The organism is Allobosea sp. 10L422 (genome assembly GCF_056395345.1).
In genome coordinates this window covers 364,745-382,427 of sequence record NZ_JBFTJI010000002.1, presented here as the reverse complement: position 1 = coordinate 382,427, position 17,683 = coordinate 364,745, and the positions used below count along the sequence as shown (strand labels likewise).

The 17,683-nt window shown below is 61.9% G+C and carries 9 protein-coding genes; 8 read left to right on the top strand and 1 reads right to left on the bottom strand.

The window, feature by feature from the left end; genetic code table 11:
* Positions 1-201 precede the first annotated feature (201 nt).
* From AC1DEZ_RS06150 to AC1DEZ_RS06115, 8 genes are all read left to right on the top strand, one after another.
* Positions 202-2,121 carry an efflux RND transporter periplasmic adaptor subunit gene (locus AC1DEZ_RS06150; protein ID WP_476779044.1) on the top strand — a complete coding sequence of 640 codons (1,920 nt, stop codon included), beginning with the start codon at positions 202-204 and terminating at the stop codon, positions 2,119-2,121.
* A 9-nt stretch (positions 2,122-2,130) separates the two neighbouring features.
* Positions 2,131-4,284, top strand: coding sequence for an HlyD family secretion protein (locus AC1DEZ_RS06145; RefSeq protein WP_476779043.1), 2,154 nt, complete (start codon positions 2,131-2,133; stop codon positions 4,282-4,284).
* A 9-nt stretch (positions 4,285-4,293) separates the two neighbouring features.
* Positions 4,294-6,318: a preprotein translocase subunit SecA gene (locus AC1DEZ_RS06140; protein ID WP_476779042.1), complete on the top strand. Its 2,025-nt coding sequence runs from the start codon at positions 4,294-4,296 to the stop codon at positions 6,316-6,318.
* A gap of 195 nt (positions 6,319-6,513) precedes the next feature.
* A complete protein-coding gene (locus AC1DEZ_RS06135) occupies positions 6,514-12,210 on the top strand; it encodes a LamG-like jellyroll fold domain-containing protein (protein ID WP_476779041.1) in 5,697 nt (1,898 codons plus the stop codon).
* Between the two features lie 182 nt (positions 12,211-12,392).
* Entirely contained in the window at positions 12,393-12,566 is a 174-nt protein-coding gene (locus tag AC1DEZ_RS06130; RefSeq protein ID WP_476779040.1) for a hypothetical protein, read from the top strand.
* A 529-nt stretch (positions 12,567-13,095) separates the two neighbouring features.
* The gene (locus AC1DEZ_RS06125) at positions 13,096-14,625 is read left to right on the top strand and encodes a UbiA family prenyltransferase (protein ID WP_476779039.1); all 1,530 of its coding nucleotides are present in this window, start codon (positions 13,096-13,098) and stop codon (positions 14,623-14,625) included.
* A gap of 15 nt (positions 14,626-14,640) precedes the next feature.
* On the top strand, positions 14,641-15,003 hold the full coding sequence (locus AC1DEZ_RS06120; RefSeq protein WP_476779038.1) for a DMT family transporter: 363 nt from the start codon (positions 14,641-14,643) through the stop codon (positions 15,001-15,003).
* A 48-nt stretch (positions 15,004-15,051) separates the two neighbouring features.
* Positions 15,052-16,731, top strand: coding sequence for an ArnT family glycosyltransferase (locus AC1DEZ_RS06115; protein WP_476779037.1), 1,680 nt, complete (start codon positions 15,052-15,054; stop codon positions 16,729-16,731).
* Between the two features lie 200 nt (positions 16,732-16,931).
* On the opposite strand, the gene AC1DEZ_RS06110 is transcribed toward AC1DEZ_RS06115, so the two are convergent.
* Positions 16,932-17,681, bottom strand: a complete 750-nt coding sequence (locus AC1DEZ_RS06110; RefSeq protein ID WP_441512207.1) for an IclR family transcriptional regulator — start codon at positions 17,679-17,681, stop codon at positions 16,932-16,934.
* Positions 17,682-17,683: the final 2 nt, after the last annotated feature.

The window sequence follows — 17,683 nt, the reverse complement described above, 5'->3', positions numbered from 1 at the left end:
TTGACTCATTGAAAGAAGCAGGCCTAAGATCAGCAGCTAAATTTGCTAGACACTGCATCGGGGATTGCAGGCGGGTCACAGTTTTCGAACTAAAACCAGGCTCAAGGTCAGCATCGTTACCCATCTTCGTCGGGCGACCCGGCAAAACGGCCGCTCCGTAGTGCAGGCAGTATCATTGTCGACGCGCTTTGGACGCCACGCATGTCTGAGCCAGACAGAGCCCGAGCGGTGAATGCGGACCCAACGCTCCCGTTGCATGTGGTACCGGCAGAGCCGTCCACAGCGGCGCACTGGCGCGGACTGCTGGATGCGAGCAATGAAGCGGCGTTTGGCTCAGCCTGGCTTGCTCTACAATGCAGCCGCATCGCGGGCGTTGCCGCCGGTCTCCTGCTCATCCGACCGGTCGCTTCCGACGCGCAATGCCTGTCCCTGACATGGCCCGCGCGTGACATTCAGGTCGGCGATCTTTCTCGGCTCGCCGAACAGGCTCTTGCGGAGCGCCGTGTCATCGTAGCCCACGGTCGCGTTGGCCCGGAAGCCAGTCCTGCGCAACATGTTGCCCTTGTCGTGGCCCTGCCGCTCGGCGCGACCACGCCAATCGCCGCCGCGGCCATAGCCTTGACGACAACCGCCGGCACATCCGCCGTCGCCCCAGAAACGGTTGCCGAACAATTGCGCTGGGGTGCGGGCTGGCTCGAGACCTTGCCTTGGGCGCGGCGCGCCAAGGATCTCTCGCTTGATGTTGCGCGGGCCGCAGCGTGCCTCGATCTCCTCGCGACCGTTGGGGCACGACCGCGACTGCCCGAGGCGGCGATCAGCATCGCCAATGAGCTTGCAACGCGCCTGCGATGCGATCGCGTATCGATGGGGGTGGTCAAGCGGGATGGCACAGTCCGCCTCCAGGCGATGTCGCATTCCGCCAGCTTCAAACATGAGAGCCGCGTGGCGGATGCAATCGAGAACGCGATGGATGAAGCGGTCGAGCAACGCCGTTGCGTCGCCTATCCGCTGCTGCCCGTGATGGACTACGCCGTGCACATTGCTCATCAGGCACTGGCGGAGGGCTCAAAAACCGTCGGCGCGACGACCATGTCGGTTGTGCTGAACGGCCACCACGGGGAGCCGATCGGCGCGCTCACATTCGAACGCCATCGCGCCGAGCCCTTCACCACGGATACATTGCAACTGGCGGAAACCGTCGCAGCTCTGTTGGGGCCGCAAATCGGGCTCCAGTTGCGATCGAACAGATGGGTCACGGGGCGTATAATCGATCGCCTTGGCGACGGGGTCGATGCGCTGTTCGGCCCACGGCGACCCGGTTTCAAGCTCGGCGCCATCGCTCTGGCTGCGCTGACGCTGACCGCAGCTTTCGCGCATGGCGAGCATCGCATCACCGCAAAATCGGTACTCGAAGCTGAGCTGCAACGCGCCGCCATAGCCCCCTTCGACGGATACATTCGGACCGCTCCCGTGCGCGCCGGCGATACCGTGCAGAGCGGTGATCTCCTGGTCGCGCTCGAGGACCGCGAGCTCGTTCTCGAGCGCCTGAAATGGCGTGCTGAGCGCGACAAGCTGCTGCAGCGGCATCGGGAAGCGCTCGCCAAGCACGATCGCAACAATTTTGTCCTGCTTGAGCCGCAGATTCGCCAAGCCGAGTCGCAGTTGGCACTCGCGGACGAGAAGCTCGTCCGAGCACGCATCCTTGCGCCCTTCGACGGCATCGTCGTGTCGGGAGATCTGACTCAGATGCTCGGCTCGCCGGTGGAAAAGGGGAAGGTTCTGTTCGAAGTCGCTCCGCTGTACGCTTATCGCCTGATCGTTCAGGTCGACGAGCGCGACGTGCGTTATGTCGCGGTCGGTCAGAGCGGCACCGTCGCCCTCGCTGGCCAACCCGGCAACCCGCTGCCGCTGATCTTGAGCAAGATCACGCCGGTGACGGTCGCCGAGGAGGGACGCAACTCCTTCCGGATCGAGGCGCGCCTGTCGGAACCTGGACTGCGTCTGCGCCCCGGGATGGAAGGCGTCGCCAAGATCGCAACCGGACGACGCTCGCTCGTCTGGATCTGGATGCACCCCGTTTTCGACTGGCTAAACCTAACTGCATGGAAGTACCTGCCCTGAGACGCCGACATGACCGTCGCCCCGTTCCTGAGCTCCTCCTGGTATCGCGTCGCGCTCCGCAAGCCAAAGCTGCGCGACCACACCTCGGTCCTACGCCACCGCTATCGCGGCAATGTCTGGTTTGTCGTGCACGATCATGCCAACGGCCGCGTACACCGCCTATCCCCGGCGAGCTGCATGATGATTGCCGCCATGGATGGAGTGCGCACTGTCGACCAGCTCTGGCATGAGATAGGAGCCAAGCTCGGAGAGGAGGCGCCGAGTCAGGACGACGTGATCCGGTTGTTGGCGGAACTCAATGCATCCGACTTGCTGCAGACCGAGGTAACACCCGATTCAAGCGCGCTGCTGGAGCGTGCCGCGCGAACAGGACGATCCCGGTGGCTGGGTAATGTGCTCTATCCGCTGGCTCTGAGAATACCGTGCTGGCACCCGGACAAGTTCTTCGAGCGCACGCTGCCAATCGCCCGGTGGCTGTTTGGCCGCCCGGGAGCCGCATTGTGGCTGCTCATGGTGCTGCCGGCGCTGCTGCTGGCCGCGCAGCACTGGCAAGACCTCAGTGCCGATGCCACCGACCGTATCCTCGCCACCGACAACATCGTACCGCTTACCCTGACCTATCTGCTGCTCAAGGTCATGCACGAATTCGGGCATGGATTTGCCGTCAAGGCATTCGGGGGAGCCGTGCACGAGTTCGGCGTCATGCTTCTGGTATTTGCACCRCTACCCTATGTCGACGCCTCGGCGGCATCGGGATTCCGCAGCAAATGGCAGCGCGCGCTTGTCGGCGCGGCCGGAATGATCGTCGAGGTGTTTATCGCCGCGCTTGCACTCTATGTCTGGCTTGCGGTCGAGCCTGGAATTGCTCGGGCACTGGCATTCAACGCCATGGTGGTCGCAGGTGTTTCCACCCTGGTGTTCAACGGCAATCCGCTCCTGCGCTATGACGGCTATTATATTCTTGCCGACTTGCTGGAAATTCCGAACCTTGCGCAGCGCGCTACCCGCTACTGGGGCTATCTGGTCGACCGATATGTGTTTCGCACCGATGGATTGAGAGAATTCGTTGCAACGGATGGCGAGCGCATCTGGTTCCTCATCTACGGACCCGCTGCCTTCCTCTACCGCCAAGCAGTCATGCTTGCGATCGCCGTATTCATCGCTTCCCAGTATTTCGCTGTGGGGATCGCGGTTGCGATCTGGAGTCTGTTGACGGGGATTGCATTGCCGATCGGCAAGGCTTTGTGGCTGGTGCTCACAAGCCCGCGCCTTCATCGCAATCGCAACCGCGCAATGACTGCGACCTTCGGCACAATCCTGGTCGTGGGGATCGTCCTGTTTCTGGTCCCGGCGCCGCTCTACTTCACGACTGAAGGTGTGGTCTGGCTGCCGGAACACGCAATAGTGCGCGCGGGAGCGGACGGTTTCGTGCACGGCTTCCTGATCGAGCCCGGCCAAAGGGTGGGCGTCGGCGATGCGTTGATCGAAAGCGAGGACCCCACATCCAGGACCGAACTCGAAATCCTGCGGGCGCGTGTCGCTGAACTCGAGATTCGTCTTGCCACTGAGCGCTTTGCCGATCGCATGCGGGCCGAGACGACAACCACGGAACTGGGGCAAGCGCGCGCCGAACTTGCGACGGCAACCAGCCGCGCGGCGCGGCTCATTGTACGCAGTCAAAGCGATGGCATCTTCGCGGTGATGAAATCGCAGGATCTGCCCGGGCGCTTTGTGCGAGAGGGTCTGCAGATCGGCTACGTGCTCCCCCATGACGCGCGCATCATCCGCGCAACGATCCGGCAGGACGATATTGATCTCCTTCGTCATCAATTGCGCGGCGTCACGGTCAAGCTCGCCGAGCGCCTCGATGAAACTCTGCCGGCGACAATCGTTCGCGAAGTTCCGGCGGGGCACAACAATCTCCCCAGCAGGGCCTTGGGGGGTGCGGGCGGCGGCGCGCTCACTGTCGATCCGGCAGACCAGCAAGGAACCAGGGCGCTGCAACGTGTTTTCCAGGTTGACGTCGAATTGTCCGCAGAAGCCACGCCACCGGCCGCATTTGGCAGCCGCGCCTATGTGCGCTTCGATCATGTCTGGGAGCCGATAGGCTGGCAGATGTGGCGTCGTGTGCGCCAATTGCTGCTGTCCCGGCTGCAGATCTGAGACAACGACATGTCGCATCCTCGCAGCCGGCGGCAGATCATGGATGCGGGCTCGCTCGCGATGGATGCGCCCTATGCTGAACGCGCCAGCCGCAAGGAGGGCCGCTTCGATGGCGCGCTGCTTGGTGGCTGGGGCCAGATCTCGCCCTATCTGCTGTTTACCATCAGGCAACACCGGCTCTCGCGCTTCGCGCGGCTGGTCGAATCCCTGGAGCCGCAGGTCATGAACCTGCCGGATCGCCGGCTGCGCGAGCGTGCGGATGAATTGCGCGCAGGATTGCTGTCAGCGCGCTTCCACTCGCGCGAACGGGCCCTTTCGTTCGCCCTTGCGCGCGAAGCGGCGCGTCGTCACGTCGGCATGCGCCACTTCCACGTTCAACTGCTGGGTGGCGCCGCCATGATGGGAGGGGCTATCGCCGAAATGGAAACCGGCGAAGGCAAAACCTTGACGGCGTTGCTGCCGGCGATCTCCGCCGCGCTCATGGGCCGTCCGGTTCATATCATCACCGTCAACGACTATCTCGCTCGCCGCGACGCCGAGCAACTCGGCCCGGTCTACAATGCGCTGGGCCTTACCGTCGGGCTCGCCGAGCACGGGCAATCGCCCCAGGAACGGCGGAGCGCCTATGCGAGCGACGTGACCTACTGCACCAACAAGGAGCTCGTGTTCGATTATCTCCGCGACCGGCTGGCGCTCGGCGCGCGCCGCGCGAGCACGCGGCTCCTTGTCGACCGCATATTCAAGGGCGGACACATCGGCAGCCATCAACCGCTGCTTCTCCGCGGCCTCCATTTTGCAATCGTGGACGAAGCCGACAGCGTGCTCATTGACGAAGCCCGCACGCCGTTGATCCTGTCCGGTGCGCAGGAAAACGCTGAGAACGCGGCCGGTCTCTACGAGGCCGCGCTCGAGATCGCGCGCCGTCTGAAGGCCGGCGAAGCATTTCAGATCCTGCAGAACGAAAAACGGATACGCCTCACCATGGACGGCGAAAGCGAGATCGCCAAGCTCTCGGCCGGGCTGCCGGGCTTATGGGCGATCCGGCGCGCCCGCGAGGAGCTCGTCCAGCATGCGCTTGCTGCCCAGCATCTGTACTGGCGCGACGTCCAGTACATCGTTGCCGATGGCAAAGTGCAGATCGTCGATGAGTATACCGGGCGCGTCATGCCCGACCGTTCTTGGGAAAGCGGGATTCATCAGCTGATCGAAGCGAAGGAACGCTGCGCCATCACGGAGCGGCGCAAGACGCTGGCACAGATCACATATCAGCGCTTTTTTCGCCGCTACATGCATCTCTGCGGCATGACCGGAACTGCGATCGAGCCGGCAGGCGAATTATACGCCGCCTACGGCCTGCCGATCGTTCGCATTCCAACGAACAAACCGTTGCGGCGTCTGAACGCCGGCACGCGCATGCTGCCGACCGCAGAGCAGAAATGGGACGTGGTCGTCCGCTCCGTTCGCGCGGCGACGCGGGCGGGCCGTGCCGTCCTGGTCGGAACGCGATCGGTGGAGGCATCCGAACATATCTCGCGGTTGCTGCACGAGGCAGGGCTCGACCCCATGGTCCTCAACGCGCGGCAGGATCGCGAGGAAGCGGATATCGTTGCGCGTGCGGGGCAACCGAACAGAGTCACGGTCGCGACCAACATGGCCGGGCGGGGCACCGACATCCAACTGCATGCGGTGGTGCGCGAGGCAGGCGGTCTGCATGTCATCCTGACGGAGTACCATGAATCCCGGCGCATCGACCGCCAGCTCTTCGGGCGCGCCGGCCGGCAAGGCGACCCGGGCAGCTACGAGGCCATCGTCGCTGTTGATGATGAACTCCTTCAACGCTTTTCCTCGCGCAGGCTGCTCCAACTGGTCACTCGAAGCCTGTCACCCGATCGACCTATTCCTGCCGCGATCGCACGCGCTCTACGTAACTGCAGTCAACGCGCGGCCGAACGTCTGCACCGGCGCGCTCGCCGAGCCGCTGTTGCTGAAGATCAGCGGGTCAGCAAAATTCTCGGCTTCGCGGGGACGGAATGACAAAGAAATTCACGAACAAACATCTATCGCGGCCAGATCGACCGCCTCTGCGCGCCCTCTTTCTGCACTAACGTCCTGATGGAATTAAACTAAAACCGCCCATACCGGCATGATTAACAAGCGCAGAACGGTGTGGTATTGAAGAGCGCATTGCATCGAACCCAAGAGTCCGTCGCTTGACGTTGGGAGTGCGCGATGTCGAGTTCTGTGAGCCTGTTCAACCGGGTGACGCGGCGACTTGTGAATCGGCGCCCCCGTCGCGGGAGCAGAGACAGCGAGCCTTCCTCTCCCCCTGCGCAGATTATCTTTGAAACGCTCGAACCGCGGCTGCTGCTGGCGGCAGATCCCCTCGGTATTACCGCCGGCTACGCCTTCGACGAAGTTTCCGGCACCGCAGCGGCGGATGCATCGGGCCACGGCATTACGGGTACGCTGACCAACGGTCCGACTTTCACGGCGGGCAAGTACGGAAACGCCGTGGCGCTCGATGGCGCGAATGATTTCGTGAATCTGGGCAACCCGACTGCGCTGCAATTCACCGGCAGCATGAGCGTCAGCGCCTGGGTCTATGTCAGCTCGTTTCCCTCCGATGACGCGGCGGTTGTATCAAAGCGCACCTCCGGCGAATCCGGATACCAGCTCGATCTCACCAAGGATACCGGCCCTCGCACCATCGGCTTCAAGCTCACGACCAACTCCGGCAGTGCGATGTTTCGCTACGGCGCGACGACGCTCCAGCTCAACACCTGGTATCATATCGCCGGCGTCTACAACGCCACCAACCAGACGCTGGATGTCTATCTCAACGGTAACCTCGACAACGGCCAGTTGAACGGCACCGTCAGCAATTCCCAGCAGAACTCGACAGCGAACGTGACCATTGGCCGTCGCTCCGGCAGTACCGGCTTCGAGTTCCCCGGACGGATAGACGATGTCCGCATCGCCGATCATGCGCTCACGCAGGCGCAGATCCAGACGGATATGACAACCCCGCTGGGGGGGACCACCCCGCCACCACCGGATACGGCCCCGCCGACCGTAGCGCTCACGCCGCCGGCATCGATCCTCTCGCAGACGGTCAACCTTGCAGCCACGGCCTCCGACAATGTCGGCGTGGTCGGCGTGAAGTTCTTGCTTGATGCTAACGCTACGATCGGATCCGAGGATACCACGTCGCCTTATGGCGTTTCCTGGAATACGACGACAGTATCGAACGGCCCCCACACGATTGCGGCCCAGGCGCGCGACGCTGCCGGCAACATCACCACATCGACTGCGGCTACGGTTACCATCGACAACCAGGCGCCGACCGGCACCGTCGTCATCAACGGAGGGGCGGCCGCGACCAACACCACGACCGTCACGCTTGCGCTGACCGCAACCGATGCGGTCACCTCGGTCACGCAAATGCGGTTCTCCAACAACGGCACCTCATTTTCGACCGCTGAGGCGTTCGCATCCTCCAAGACATGGACGCTCTCCAGTGGAGCCGGCGCCAAGACCGTCTATGTCCAGTTCAACGATGCCGCGGGCAACTGGTCCACAGCCGTCACCGATACCATCACCCTCGATACGACTGCCCCAACGATTTCGGCACGAACTGCCACCAACATCACCGGCAATTCGGCGCAAATCACCTGGACGAGCAACGAAGCAGCGACGTCACGCGTTGAATATGGACTCACGGCGAGTTACGGCACGACGACGACGCTTGACCCGACCTTGGTGACTGCGCACAGCGTCGCGCTCGCCGGTCTGGCCTCCAACACCACTTATAATTATCGCGTCCGCTCTATCGACGCCGCCGGCAACGAAGCGATCAGCGCGAACAGCACATTCAAGACCACCGCTGCGGCAGATACGACGCCCCCCTCCACCCCGACTGGCCTCGCTGCCACGGCCACTTCGCCGACGCAGATCAACCTCTCGTGGAATGCTTCGACGGACAATGTAGCGGTCACGGGCTATCAGGTCTTCCGCAACAACACGCAGGTTGGAACCTCGGCGACAACCACGTTCAACGACACCAGCTTAGCGTCCGGAACCACGTATAGCTACACTGTGCGCGCAGTGGATGCGGCCGCGAATCTTTCGGCACAATCGGCGCCTGCGAGCGCTACCACGCTCACACCCGACACGATTGCCCCTTCAGCGACCATCACCGCGCCGACCGGAACCGCGCCGCTCTCCGGCATGGTGACGATTAGTGCCAATGCAACCGACAACATTGGCGTCGGCGGCGTGACCTTCCTGGTCGACAATGTCGCGATCGGCGGAGGCGAGGACAAGACGGCTCCATATAGCGTCAGTTGGGACACAAGCACCGTTCCCAACGGTGTCCACACGATCGCCGCGCGCGCGCGCGACACCTCGAACAACACCGCGGATTCTCCACCTGTCACGGTGACAGTATCCAATACGCAAATTGTCGGCTTGGCCGCGGCCTACTCTTTCGATGAGGGAGTTGGCGCGACTGCCAGTGATTCCTCTGGCCAGGGAAATACAGCGACGCTGGTCAATGGCGTTGCCTGGGTGGCGGGCCAGCATGGCAAGGCCGCGAGCTTCGACGGCGTGAACGACTACATTACGATCCCGAATTCAACCTCGACCAATATTTCCGGCAATGCACTGACATTGTCGATGTGGATCAATCCCCAGCCACTGGCGAGCGGCGATTCGGTTGTTATCGGGAAATTCTGGAATACGACGATGTCCTCGCCCTACTATCAGTATGGCCTGGAACTCGGCGGCGGCAACAAGACCGACTTCTACATCGGGACAAGCAGCGGGCCGCGTGTCGCCACGGCGGGCACCACGCTGCCGTTCAACCAGTGGACCCATCTGGCCATCACCTTCGATGGCGCGCAGGTGCGAACCTATGTCAACGGCGCTCTCGTCAACACGCAGGCGCTCTCGGCATCGATTACGGCGCGCGGCAACGCCATGAATATCGGAGCGGATGCCTCGGGCAAACAATTCCAGAAGGGATTGCTGGATGACCTGCGCATCTACAGCCGCGTGCTCACCCAGGCACAGATCCAGTCGGATATGACCATAGCAGTCGGTGGTCCGGCCGCCGGATCGCCACAGGTTTCGATCGACGTCCCGGCCAACGGCGCGCAGGTCAGCGGCATCGTCAATGTAACGGCCACCGCAACCGACGACACCGGCGTCGCCACCGTCCAGTTCTATATCGACGGAGTCCTAGCAGGCGCCCCTGACGCCAGCGCCCCCTATGCGCTGGCCTGGGATACGCGAACCGTGAACAATGGCTCGCACACGATCACAGCGCTTGCGACCGATATCGACGGCCACACGGCAGTGTCGGCACCAATCGCTGTGAATGTGGCAAATGCCAGCAATTTTCAGAATGAAATTCTCGCCACCGGATTCGATCTCCCGACCGCGATCAAATTCCTTCCCGACGGGCGCATGCTGCTGGTGGAACTGGCCGGCACGATCAAGGTCTTGCCGGCGCCCTATACGACGCCTGATCCGACGCCGTTCCTGAAGCTTAGCAATATCGGCTCGGCCGGTGTTCAGCAGGGCATCTACGACGTCGCACTCGATCCCAACTTCAGCACCAACCACTATTATTACATCTTCTACACGCTGGGCTCGCCGAACGTCGATCGTTTCTCGCGGTTTACCGCAAATGCGACATTGACGGGGACCGTCGCCGGCAGCGAATTCGTCATCTACCAGGATTCGGAGATCGCCAATGCCGAACACCATGGCGGCGCGATCAACTTCAGCAATGACGGGAAGATCCTGATCACCACCGGCGAGCATTTCAACGCCGGCGAGGCGCAGGATCTCACCAAACCGCGCGGCAAGATCCTGCGCTTCAACATGGATGGCACGGTCCCGACCGACAATCCCTTCTATGACGGTGCGGGCCCCAACTTCGATGCGATATGGGCGCTCGGACTGCGCAATCCCTTCCGCGCCTATTACGACGCGCCGACCGGGCGCCTGATCATCGGCGACGTCGGCGGAAACACCTATTCCACGGCGATCGAAGAGATCGATATCGGCGCCAGGGGGGCCAATTACGGGTGGCCCAACGTCGAAACACCCAACGGCAATCCCGCCTACACCGCGCCGGCCTATTACTATCCGCATAATGGACGGGACGCCGCTGTCGTTGCGGGGTTCGTCTATCATGGCACGCAATTCCCCAGCGAGTACCAGGGCAGCTTCTTCTTTGCCGACTACACGCAAAATTGGATCAAGCGCCTGACATTCGACGCCAACGGCAAGGTTACCGGCGTCATCAACTTCGAGCCGCAGGATGGATCCGTCGATGGCCCCTATGGCGACATCGTCTATCTGACGGAGGGGCCCGAGGGGGCTCTCTACTATCTCGATCTCGGCTATTCCGATATCAGCGGCACATTCGGCGTGAGCAAGATCCGGCGCATCTCGTTCATCGATTCGAACCTGCCGCCGGTCGCGAGCGCTTCCGCATCGCCCGCGCAGGGGCCGACGCCTCTCGCCGTTAATTTCTCCAGCGCCGGCTCCTCCGATCCGGAGGGACAGCCCTTATCCTATTCCTGGAATTTCGGCGACGGCACGACATCGACCGAGGCCAACCCGTCGCACATCTATACGGTCGCCGGCCCGTATCAGGCCCGCCTCACGGTTTCCGACGGGGCCAATGCGACACTCTCGACGCCGATCGCGATCACCGTGGGCACCCGTCCAGTCGCGACCATAACCTCGCCGACCGATGGCGCGGTCTTCAGGGCAGGCGATGTCATTTCCTTCAGCGGGACCGCGACCGATGCCGAAGACGGCACACTGCCTGCCAGCGCCTACACCTGGAACATCGATTTCCTGCATGAGGGACATGTGCATCCGGGCATCCCGATCACCGGCGTGACCAGCGGAACCTTTACGATCCCGACCTCCGGGCATGACTTCAGCGGCTTCACGCGCTACCGGATCATGCTCACGGTCACGGACTCCAGCGGGCTGCAATCGAGCCAGGCTGTCACGATCTTCCCCGACAAGGTCAATCTCAACTTCGCCACGGCGCCCGCCGGTGTCACGCTGTATCTCGACGGCATCGCGCGCGCCACGCCGTTCACATACGACACGCTCATCGGCTTTCATCATGAAATCGAAGCGCGCAACGCGACAGTCGGGTCGACCACTTACAACTTCGTCTCATGGTCCGATGGCGGCGCGCAGGACCACATCCTCGTCGTGCCGGCCGGCGGCGCCACCTATACGGCGACCTACAACGCGGTCACCACATCCGCGCCACTTGCATTCGTGCAAGCCAATGCGGCCACGCCGCAAACCAACCAGACGCAGGTCCCGGTCACCTACGCCGCTGCGCAAGTGGCCGGGAATACCAATATTCTCGTCATCGGCTGGAACAACACGACATCCAACATTGCGTCCGTCACCGATTCTGCGGGCAACGTCTATGAACTCGCTGTCCCGACCGCGCGCGGAAGCGGCGTCAGTCAGGCCATCTATTACGCGAAGAACATCAAGGCCGCCGCCGCGGGGACCAACGCGGTGACGGTGACCTTCAATGCTCCCACGCAGTTCGTCGATCTCCGCGCTCTCGAATACAGCGGCCTTGATCCCGTCAACCCGTTCGACGCCGGCGCCTCGGCATCGGGCACCGGCAGTTCGGCAAACAGCGGCACGGTCAGCACGACGTCAGCACGAGAACTCATCTTCGGCGCAGGAACCACGGCGGGAGGATTCTCCGCAGCCGGCAGCAGCTTCACCACGCGTATCATCACGTCACCGGATCTCGACATTGCCGAAGACAGGTTCGTCACGACAACCGGAAGCTATGGCGCCACCGCATCGCTCTCAGGATCCGCAGCCTGGGTCATGCAAGTCGCGACGTTCAAGGCCGCGGGTTAGTTCGACCGCATCGAATGGCGAGTTCGGAGAGATCCCAGACCTACCGCGGCGGATGTTGGCGGCGGGTTCCAGATGGTCCGATACCAATCGACGATCGCATCGATGTTGCGCCATCGCGCGGGCCGTCCGATCACAGATCTGATTCCGCGCTGAGCCGAGCGTCACCACCAGGCGAGGGGCTGGTGATCTTCACTATCGGCAGTGCGATTGGCCCGGCGGGTAGCTTCGGCATGGCATGGATGCTGGTCAAGCTCCTGACCAGCGTTTGGATCAACCGCTGGAGCAACTCTCGACGCCGTGGCTCTATATCGTCGGTATTGTCTTCGCCGCTCGCGTATCCGTTGCAATTGCGGTGATCGGGGCGCAACGTGGCTCTTGAATCACCGCAGTTAAATGCCCCAGAGTGCCGCAGCAATATTAAGACGAATCTCGACTAATGATTGATAAAATGTCAGCGATTACGTTGTTTTCCTCTTCAAAAACGATCTCAAAACGATGATTTTCTCTCAAAAATCATGTCATATGGTTGGCACTCGATCGAACGCTCCGATCTCCGTTCCTATATCTTGGATGCGTGGATTGACCGCCAAGACGATGATGTGCTGTTTCTCTACGTCAATTCGAGAGTCGACAACTGCGGGAACGTTCGCGGCGATCTGCTGAGCGTCCTGCCGCTCATTCAAGATCGCTTCTCCGATTAATGTTACTTTAATCGGGGACTTGTTGGACGCGAAGGCGAACTGTATGCTTGAAATTGGGAAGAAAAAGACTTGTGCGATTTTTCATCGTTCATGGCGTTGGCCTGTTGCGCGATCGTGACGAAATCAATTCGTCCGGCTAGGACAGTATCGCTGCACCGGATCGTCGCTTCGGGAGCGCTCCACTATGTCGACAGCCCGACCGGTGTCACCTGAGAGGCGCTTAACTGTCGCGAACGGCGATCCAAGCAGTGCGAACGAAGGTGCAGGCGGTCCAGCGAAACCCGTACCACTGTGCGTCGATCTCGACGGCACGCTCGTCAGGACCGACACATTGTTGGAGACGGCCCTCTCGTTGGGGGTGAAAGACCTTGCAACGGTCGTGCTGGGACAACTCGCAAAACCTAGCCGGGCCGGGCTCAAGCGCGACATTGCCATGCGGGCGGATTTTGCGCCGGAGCATCTCCCCTATAACTCCGATCTGCTGGACTATCTGGTCGAGGCCAAGAAATCGGAGCGAAAGATCGTTCTGGTTACCGCTGCGGACGATCGCATCGCCAGGGCCGTCGCCAACCATCTCGGCATATTCGACGAGGTCATCGCATCCGACGGCGTCCGCAATCTGAAGGGCACCGAGAAGGCACGTGAGCTTGTTCGGCGATACCGTCGCAAGGGCTTCGACTACGCCGCAAACAGCCGGTCCGATCTCGCCGTTTGGCGTGAAGCCGACCAAGCCATCCTGGTCGATGCACCAAGGTCGGTTGCCAGAACGCTGACCAGCGAGGGCCGCGTGCCGACCGTGTTCGAGCCCTCCCCTCCCTCGCGACTGAACGCTGTAGTACGTGCTTTGCGCCCCCACCAGTGGGTGAAAAACCTGCTCGTTTTCGTCCCACTCCTGACGTCCCACGATCTTGGCAACTGGCAGAGCGTATCCGGTGCCCTGCTGGTATTTGCGGCCCTGTGTGCGACGGCCTCCGCGATCTACATCGTCAATGACATCCTCGATCTCCGAGCGGACAGGAAGCACCCGCGCAAGCGTCTGCGGCCCTTTGCGAGCGGCAGCCTGCCGCTCCCCTTCGGCTTCGCGCTGTCCCTGCTGCTGCTGGCAACCGGCTTTACGCTGGCGACGTGGGCCAACTGCGCCATGATCCTGTCCGCTTATGCGGTTGTCTCGTTGAGCTATTCGCTCTCCTTCAAGCGATACCCGTTGGTCGATGTCTTCATCCTCGCCGCGCTCTATACGGTGCGGGTCCTCGCCGGAGGCATTGCCTCCGGTCACCACGTAACTCTCTGGTTGCTGGCATTTTCCGGGTTCGCGTTTCTGAGCCTCGCGCTGGTCAAGCGGTGCGCCGAGATTCCCACCCAGGCCATGGCCGATCAAATCCGCCAGAAGGTGGGAGGCCGCGGCTACTATCCATCGGATCGATCGCTACTCGTGATGTTTGGCGTCGGCTCGACGTTCGCATCCGGCGTCGTCCTGGCGCTTTTTGTCGGCAGTGAGGCAGCCCTGGAGCGCTATCGCTCACCCCAACTGCTTTGGGCTCTCGTTCCACTAATGGTATTTTGGCAGTGCCGGCTTTGGTTAGCGACCGAGCGCAGCTATATGCACGACGATCCGATCGTCTACTCCGCGCGCGATTGGGTTTCATGGCTGGTCGCAGCCGCGACCGTGGCGGTCGTGCTGGCTGCAGCCTCGGTTCAGCACGTCGCTCGATAGGGGACACGGATCGCTATGTCCTCGACCTCGATCGCGCTGCTGCTGGTGAGCGTTACGCTGTCCGCGGTTGCACAGGTGGCATTCAAGTTCGGCGTCTCCTCGGAGCCGGCCGCCGCCGCCCGCATGCTCCTGGGTCCTCTAGCGATCATCGCCACGCCGGGCGTGGCAATCGGGCTGGCGCTCTACGGCGTGGGCACGATCCTCTGGCTTCGGGCGCTTGCGGGGATCGATCTCTCCCAGGCTTACCCGTTCGTCGGTGTCGGGTTTGCGCTGACGACCTTCGCCGGCTGGTGGCTGTTCGCAGATCAGATCACCTATCAGCGGTTGGGCGGCATCGTGCTGATCGTCTTCGGCATCGTGATGGTCGCGCGAAGCTGACGCAGCGCTGGTTGTATCGTGCGAAGAGTCTCGGGGGATGGACTTTCGATGCTGAACCGTCACGATCGGCCGATGCGGCGGCTTGCCTCAACCGTCCTCCAAGACCGGCGCACACTGCTAGTGATCTTTGCAACGGCTTTGATCCTGCGGGCCCTGTGCGCCATATTCTTCAGCGGCGAGATCGAGGGAGAGGGCGCCGAATACGCCCGGATCGCCGAAAACATTCGCGGCGGCATGGGCTACAAGGGGATTGCGACGGCGGGTGACCAGCTCTTCTTCCCTCCCCTCTTTTCTCTCCTCATTGCCGACATCTCAATGCTTGGATTCACCGCGGAAGCGGCCGGGCGCCTCGTCAACATCCTGTCTGGGGCTCTACTCGTGCTGCCGGTGTTCGGCATCGCGAAGCGGATGTTCGGCCGGACTATCGGGCTCGGCGCGGCTGCGATTGTCGCCCTGCATCCGTTCCTCGTCACCTTCTCGACAACGGTCTACTGCGAGCCCCTGTTTCTGGCGCTTATTCTCGCCGCCGTCTTGACGGGGATGCGGGCGGCGGATCGCTCCGACCTGCGTCCTGCCGCTGCGGCGGGATTGCTCTATGGTTTGGCGTATCTCGTGCGGCCCGAAGCGATGATTTTCATGCTGGTCGGCCTCGCATTCCTCATCCTTCAGCGCGGCATGACCGATCGCCTGCCTTTCGTGCGGACTGTATTGCGAGATGTCCCGCGCGCAGCGTTGATGGTCGGCTGCTTTGCATTATTCATTCTACCGTATGTCACCTGGCTTTCGCGGCAGACTGGAGAATTGACCCTGCAGACCAAGAGCATACTCAACATGGCGACGGAACTCCGCATGCGGTCCGGAATGTCGACATATGAGGCTAGCTTCGCGGTCAATCCGGAGATGAAAGCCGAAGGCACTTATAACCGGCCCAACATAGACGTCATCAAGAATGGCCGCCCCGATTTCAGGCAATATCTCAAGATCGTCCCGAAGAAGACGATCGATGTCCTTCGGAGCGCGGCCGCTTTCACCGGCGGCGCTGTAGAGTTCGGTTCACCGGCACTCTTCGGTCTTGCGATGCTAGGTCTGTTTGGACGGCCGTGGGGGCCCCGTCAGTTCGTGGATGAGGTGCATCTCATCGCGCTCCTCGCGCTCACTTCGTTTGCTCTCTTCTTCATCTACTACACGTCTCACCCTCGGTTCTTCGTGTTGTTTCTCGCCGTTTCCTGCATCTGGGCGAGCGCCGGCCTGTGGCACTTCGCCGAATGGGCGCGCCTGACATTGTCGCCGCACCTGCGATCCGAGCGATGGCTGGCATGCGTGGCACCCGCCAGCATCGCCCTCGGGCTCGCGGCCATGATGCTGCCTGCGGCGCTGTTCGCGATCAAGGAACTGACCTCGATGCACGGGCTCCGACCGGTCAAGGCCCTTGCCATGAGCTTGGCAAGCAAATCCGAACCGATCACCATTGCCGATACGATGACCCCATTCGCGTTCCACGCGAAGGCAGACTTTGTCTGGCTTCCCCATAGCGATGAGGCGACCGCGCTCAGGTATCTCGCGCTGAAGGGGGTGACGCACGTGATCGCGCGCAGCGACGGACTGGATGAGGTGCCATACCTGAGGTCATGGTCGCGCAACGGCGTGCCTGATGGTGAACTGGTAGCGCAGGTCCCATACTCCAACGGGAAACTCGTTCAGCTTTTTCGGCTGCAGCGACCTGACTGATGTGGCGCCCCCTTTGGGCAATCCAATGATCCGCTGAGATCCGACTTTGTAGCGGTCCCAGCTTGAACGGAGAACAGCGAAACCCGGAGTCTGCCGCACATCGAAGTGCTCAGGAATTGCGCCCGCTCGATGCTCGCGTTTGGTCCACTCCGTTCTTAGCGGCCGCTTCCGAGCGGCCTGCTCTCGCCCCGCGGCGCCCTTTACGACCAGACCGGGTCCCGCATGCGAATGCCGATGGCATGTGCATGCTGCGCGACACGCGCGGCAATCCGGTCCTGCACGGCATCGTCAGCGGCAATTGTCGGGAATGACAGGCAGAGCCCCATGATCTCATCGCGGCCGGGATCTGCAATCGCTGCCCCGATCGAGGAAATACCCGGCGTGATAAGGCTCGATGAGCGAGCGATCCGATTTTTCCGGATGGCCGCGAACTCCGCCCTGACCTCCTGATCGCTCATCATCGCGCGCAAACCCAGCTTGCCCTGCGCATCGAGTTGCGACAGGGCGCGATCGTCATCCAAACGCGCCAGGATCGCCCTGCCGATGATCGAGTCGAAGGCCGGCTTGCGCTCAGCCACAGCGCCGGTGTGTTGCAAAGCATAGGTGCCCTGCTGGGCGACTAGCAGCACGCGCTCGTGGCCTGACACGATTCCTGCATGTCCGGTGAAACCGAATTCGCGAACAAGGTCGTCGATTGCAACGCGAACCAGATCCAGGAGGCTGTGACGAGCGAGATAGAGAGCAGCGAGGTCCAGCGCGCGGCCTCCGGCGACATATCCTTGATCACGGTCTTCGCGCTCTAGAAGCCCCGCTTCCGACAGTGTTTTCAGAAGTCGGGACACCGATGCCTTGGGCATGTCGAGCTCGCGGCATACTTCCCCAACCCGCAGGACCGTCCGTTCTTCGGTGAGAAGCGAAAGGATGCGCAATCCATTTTCGAGCGAGCTCATGG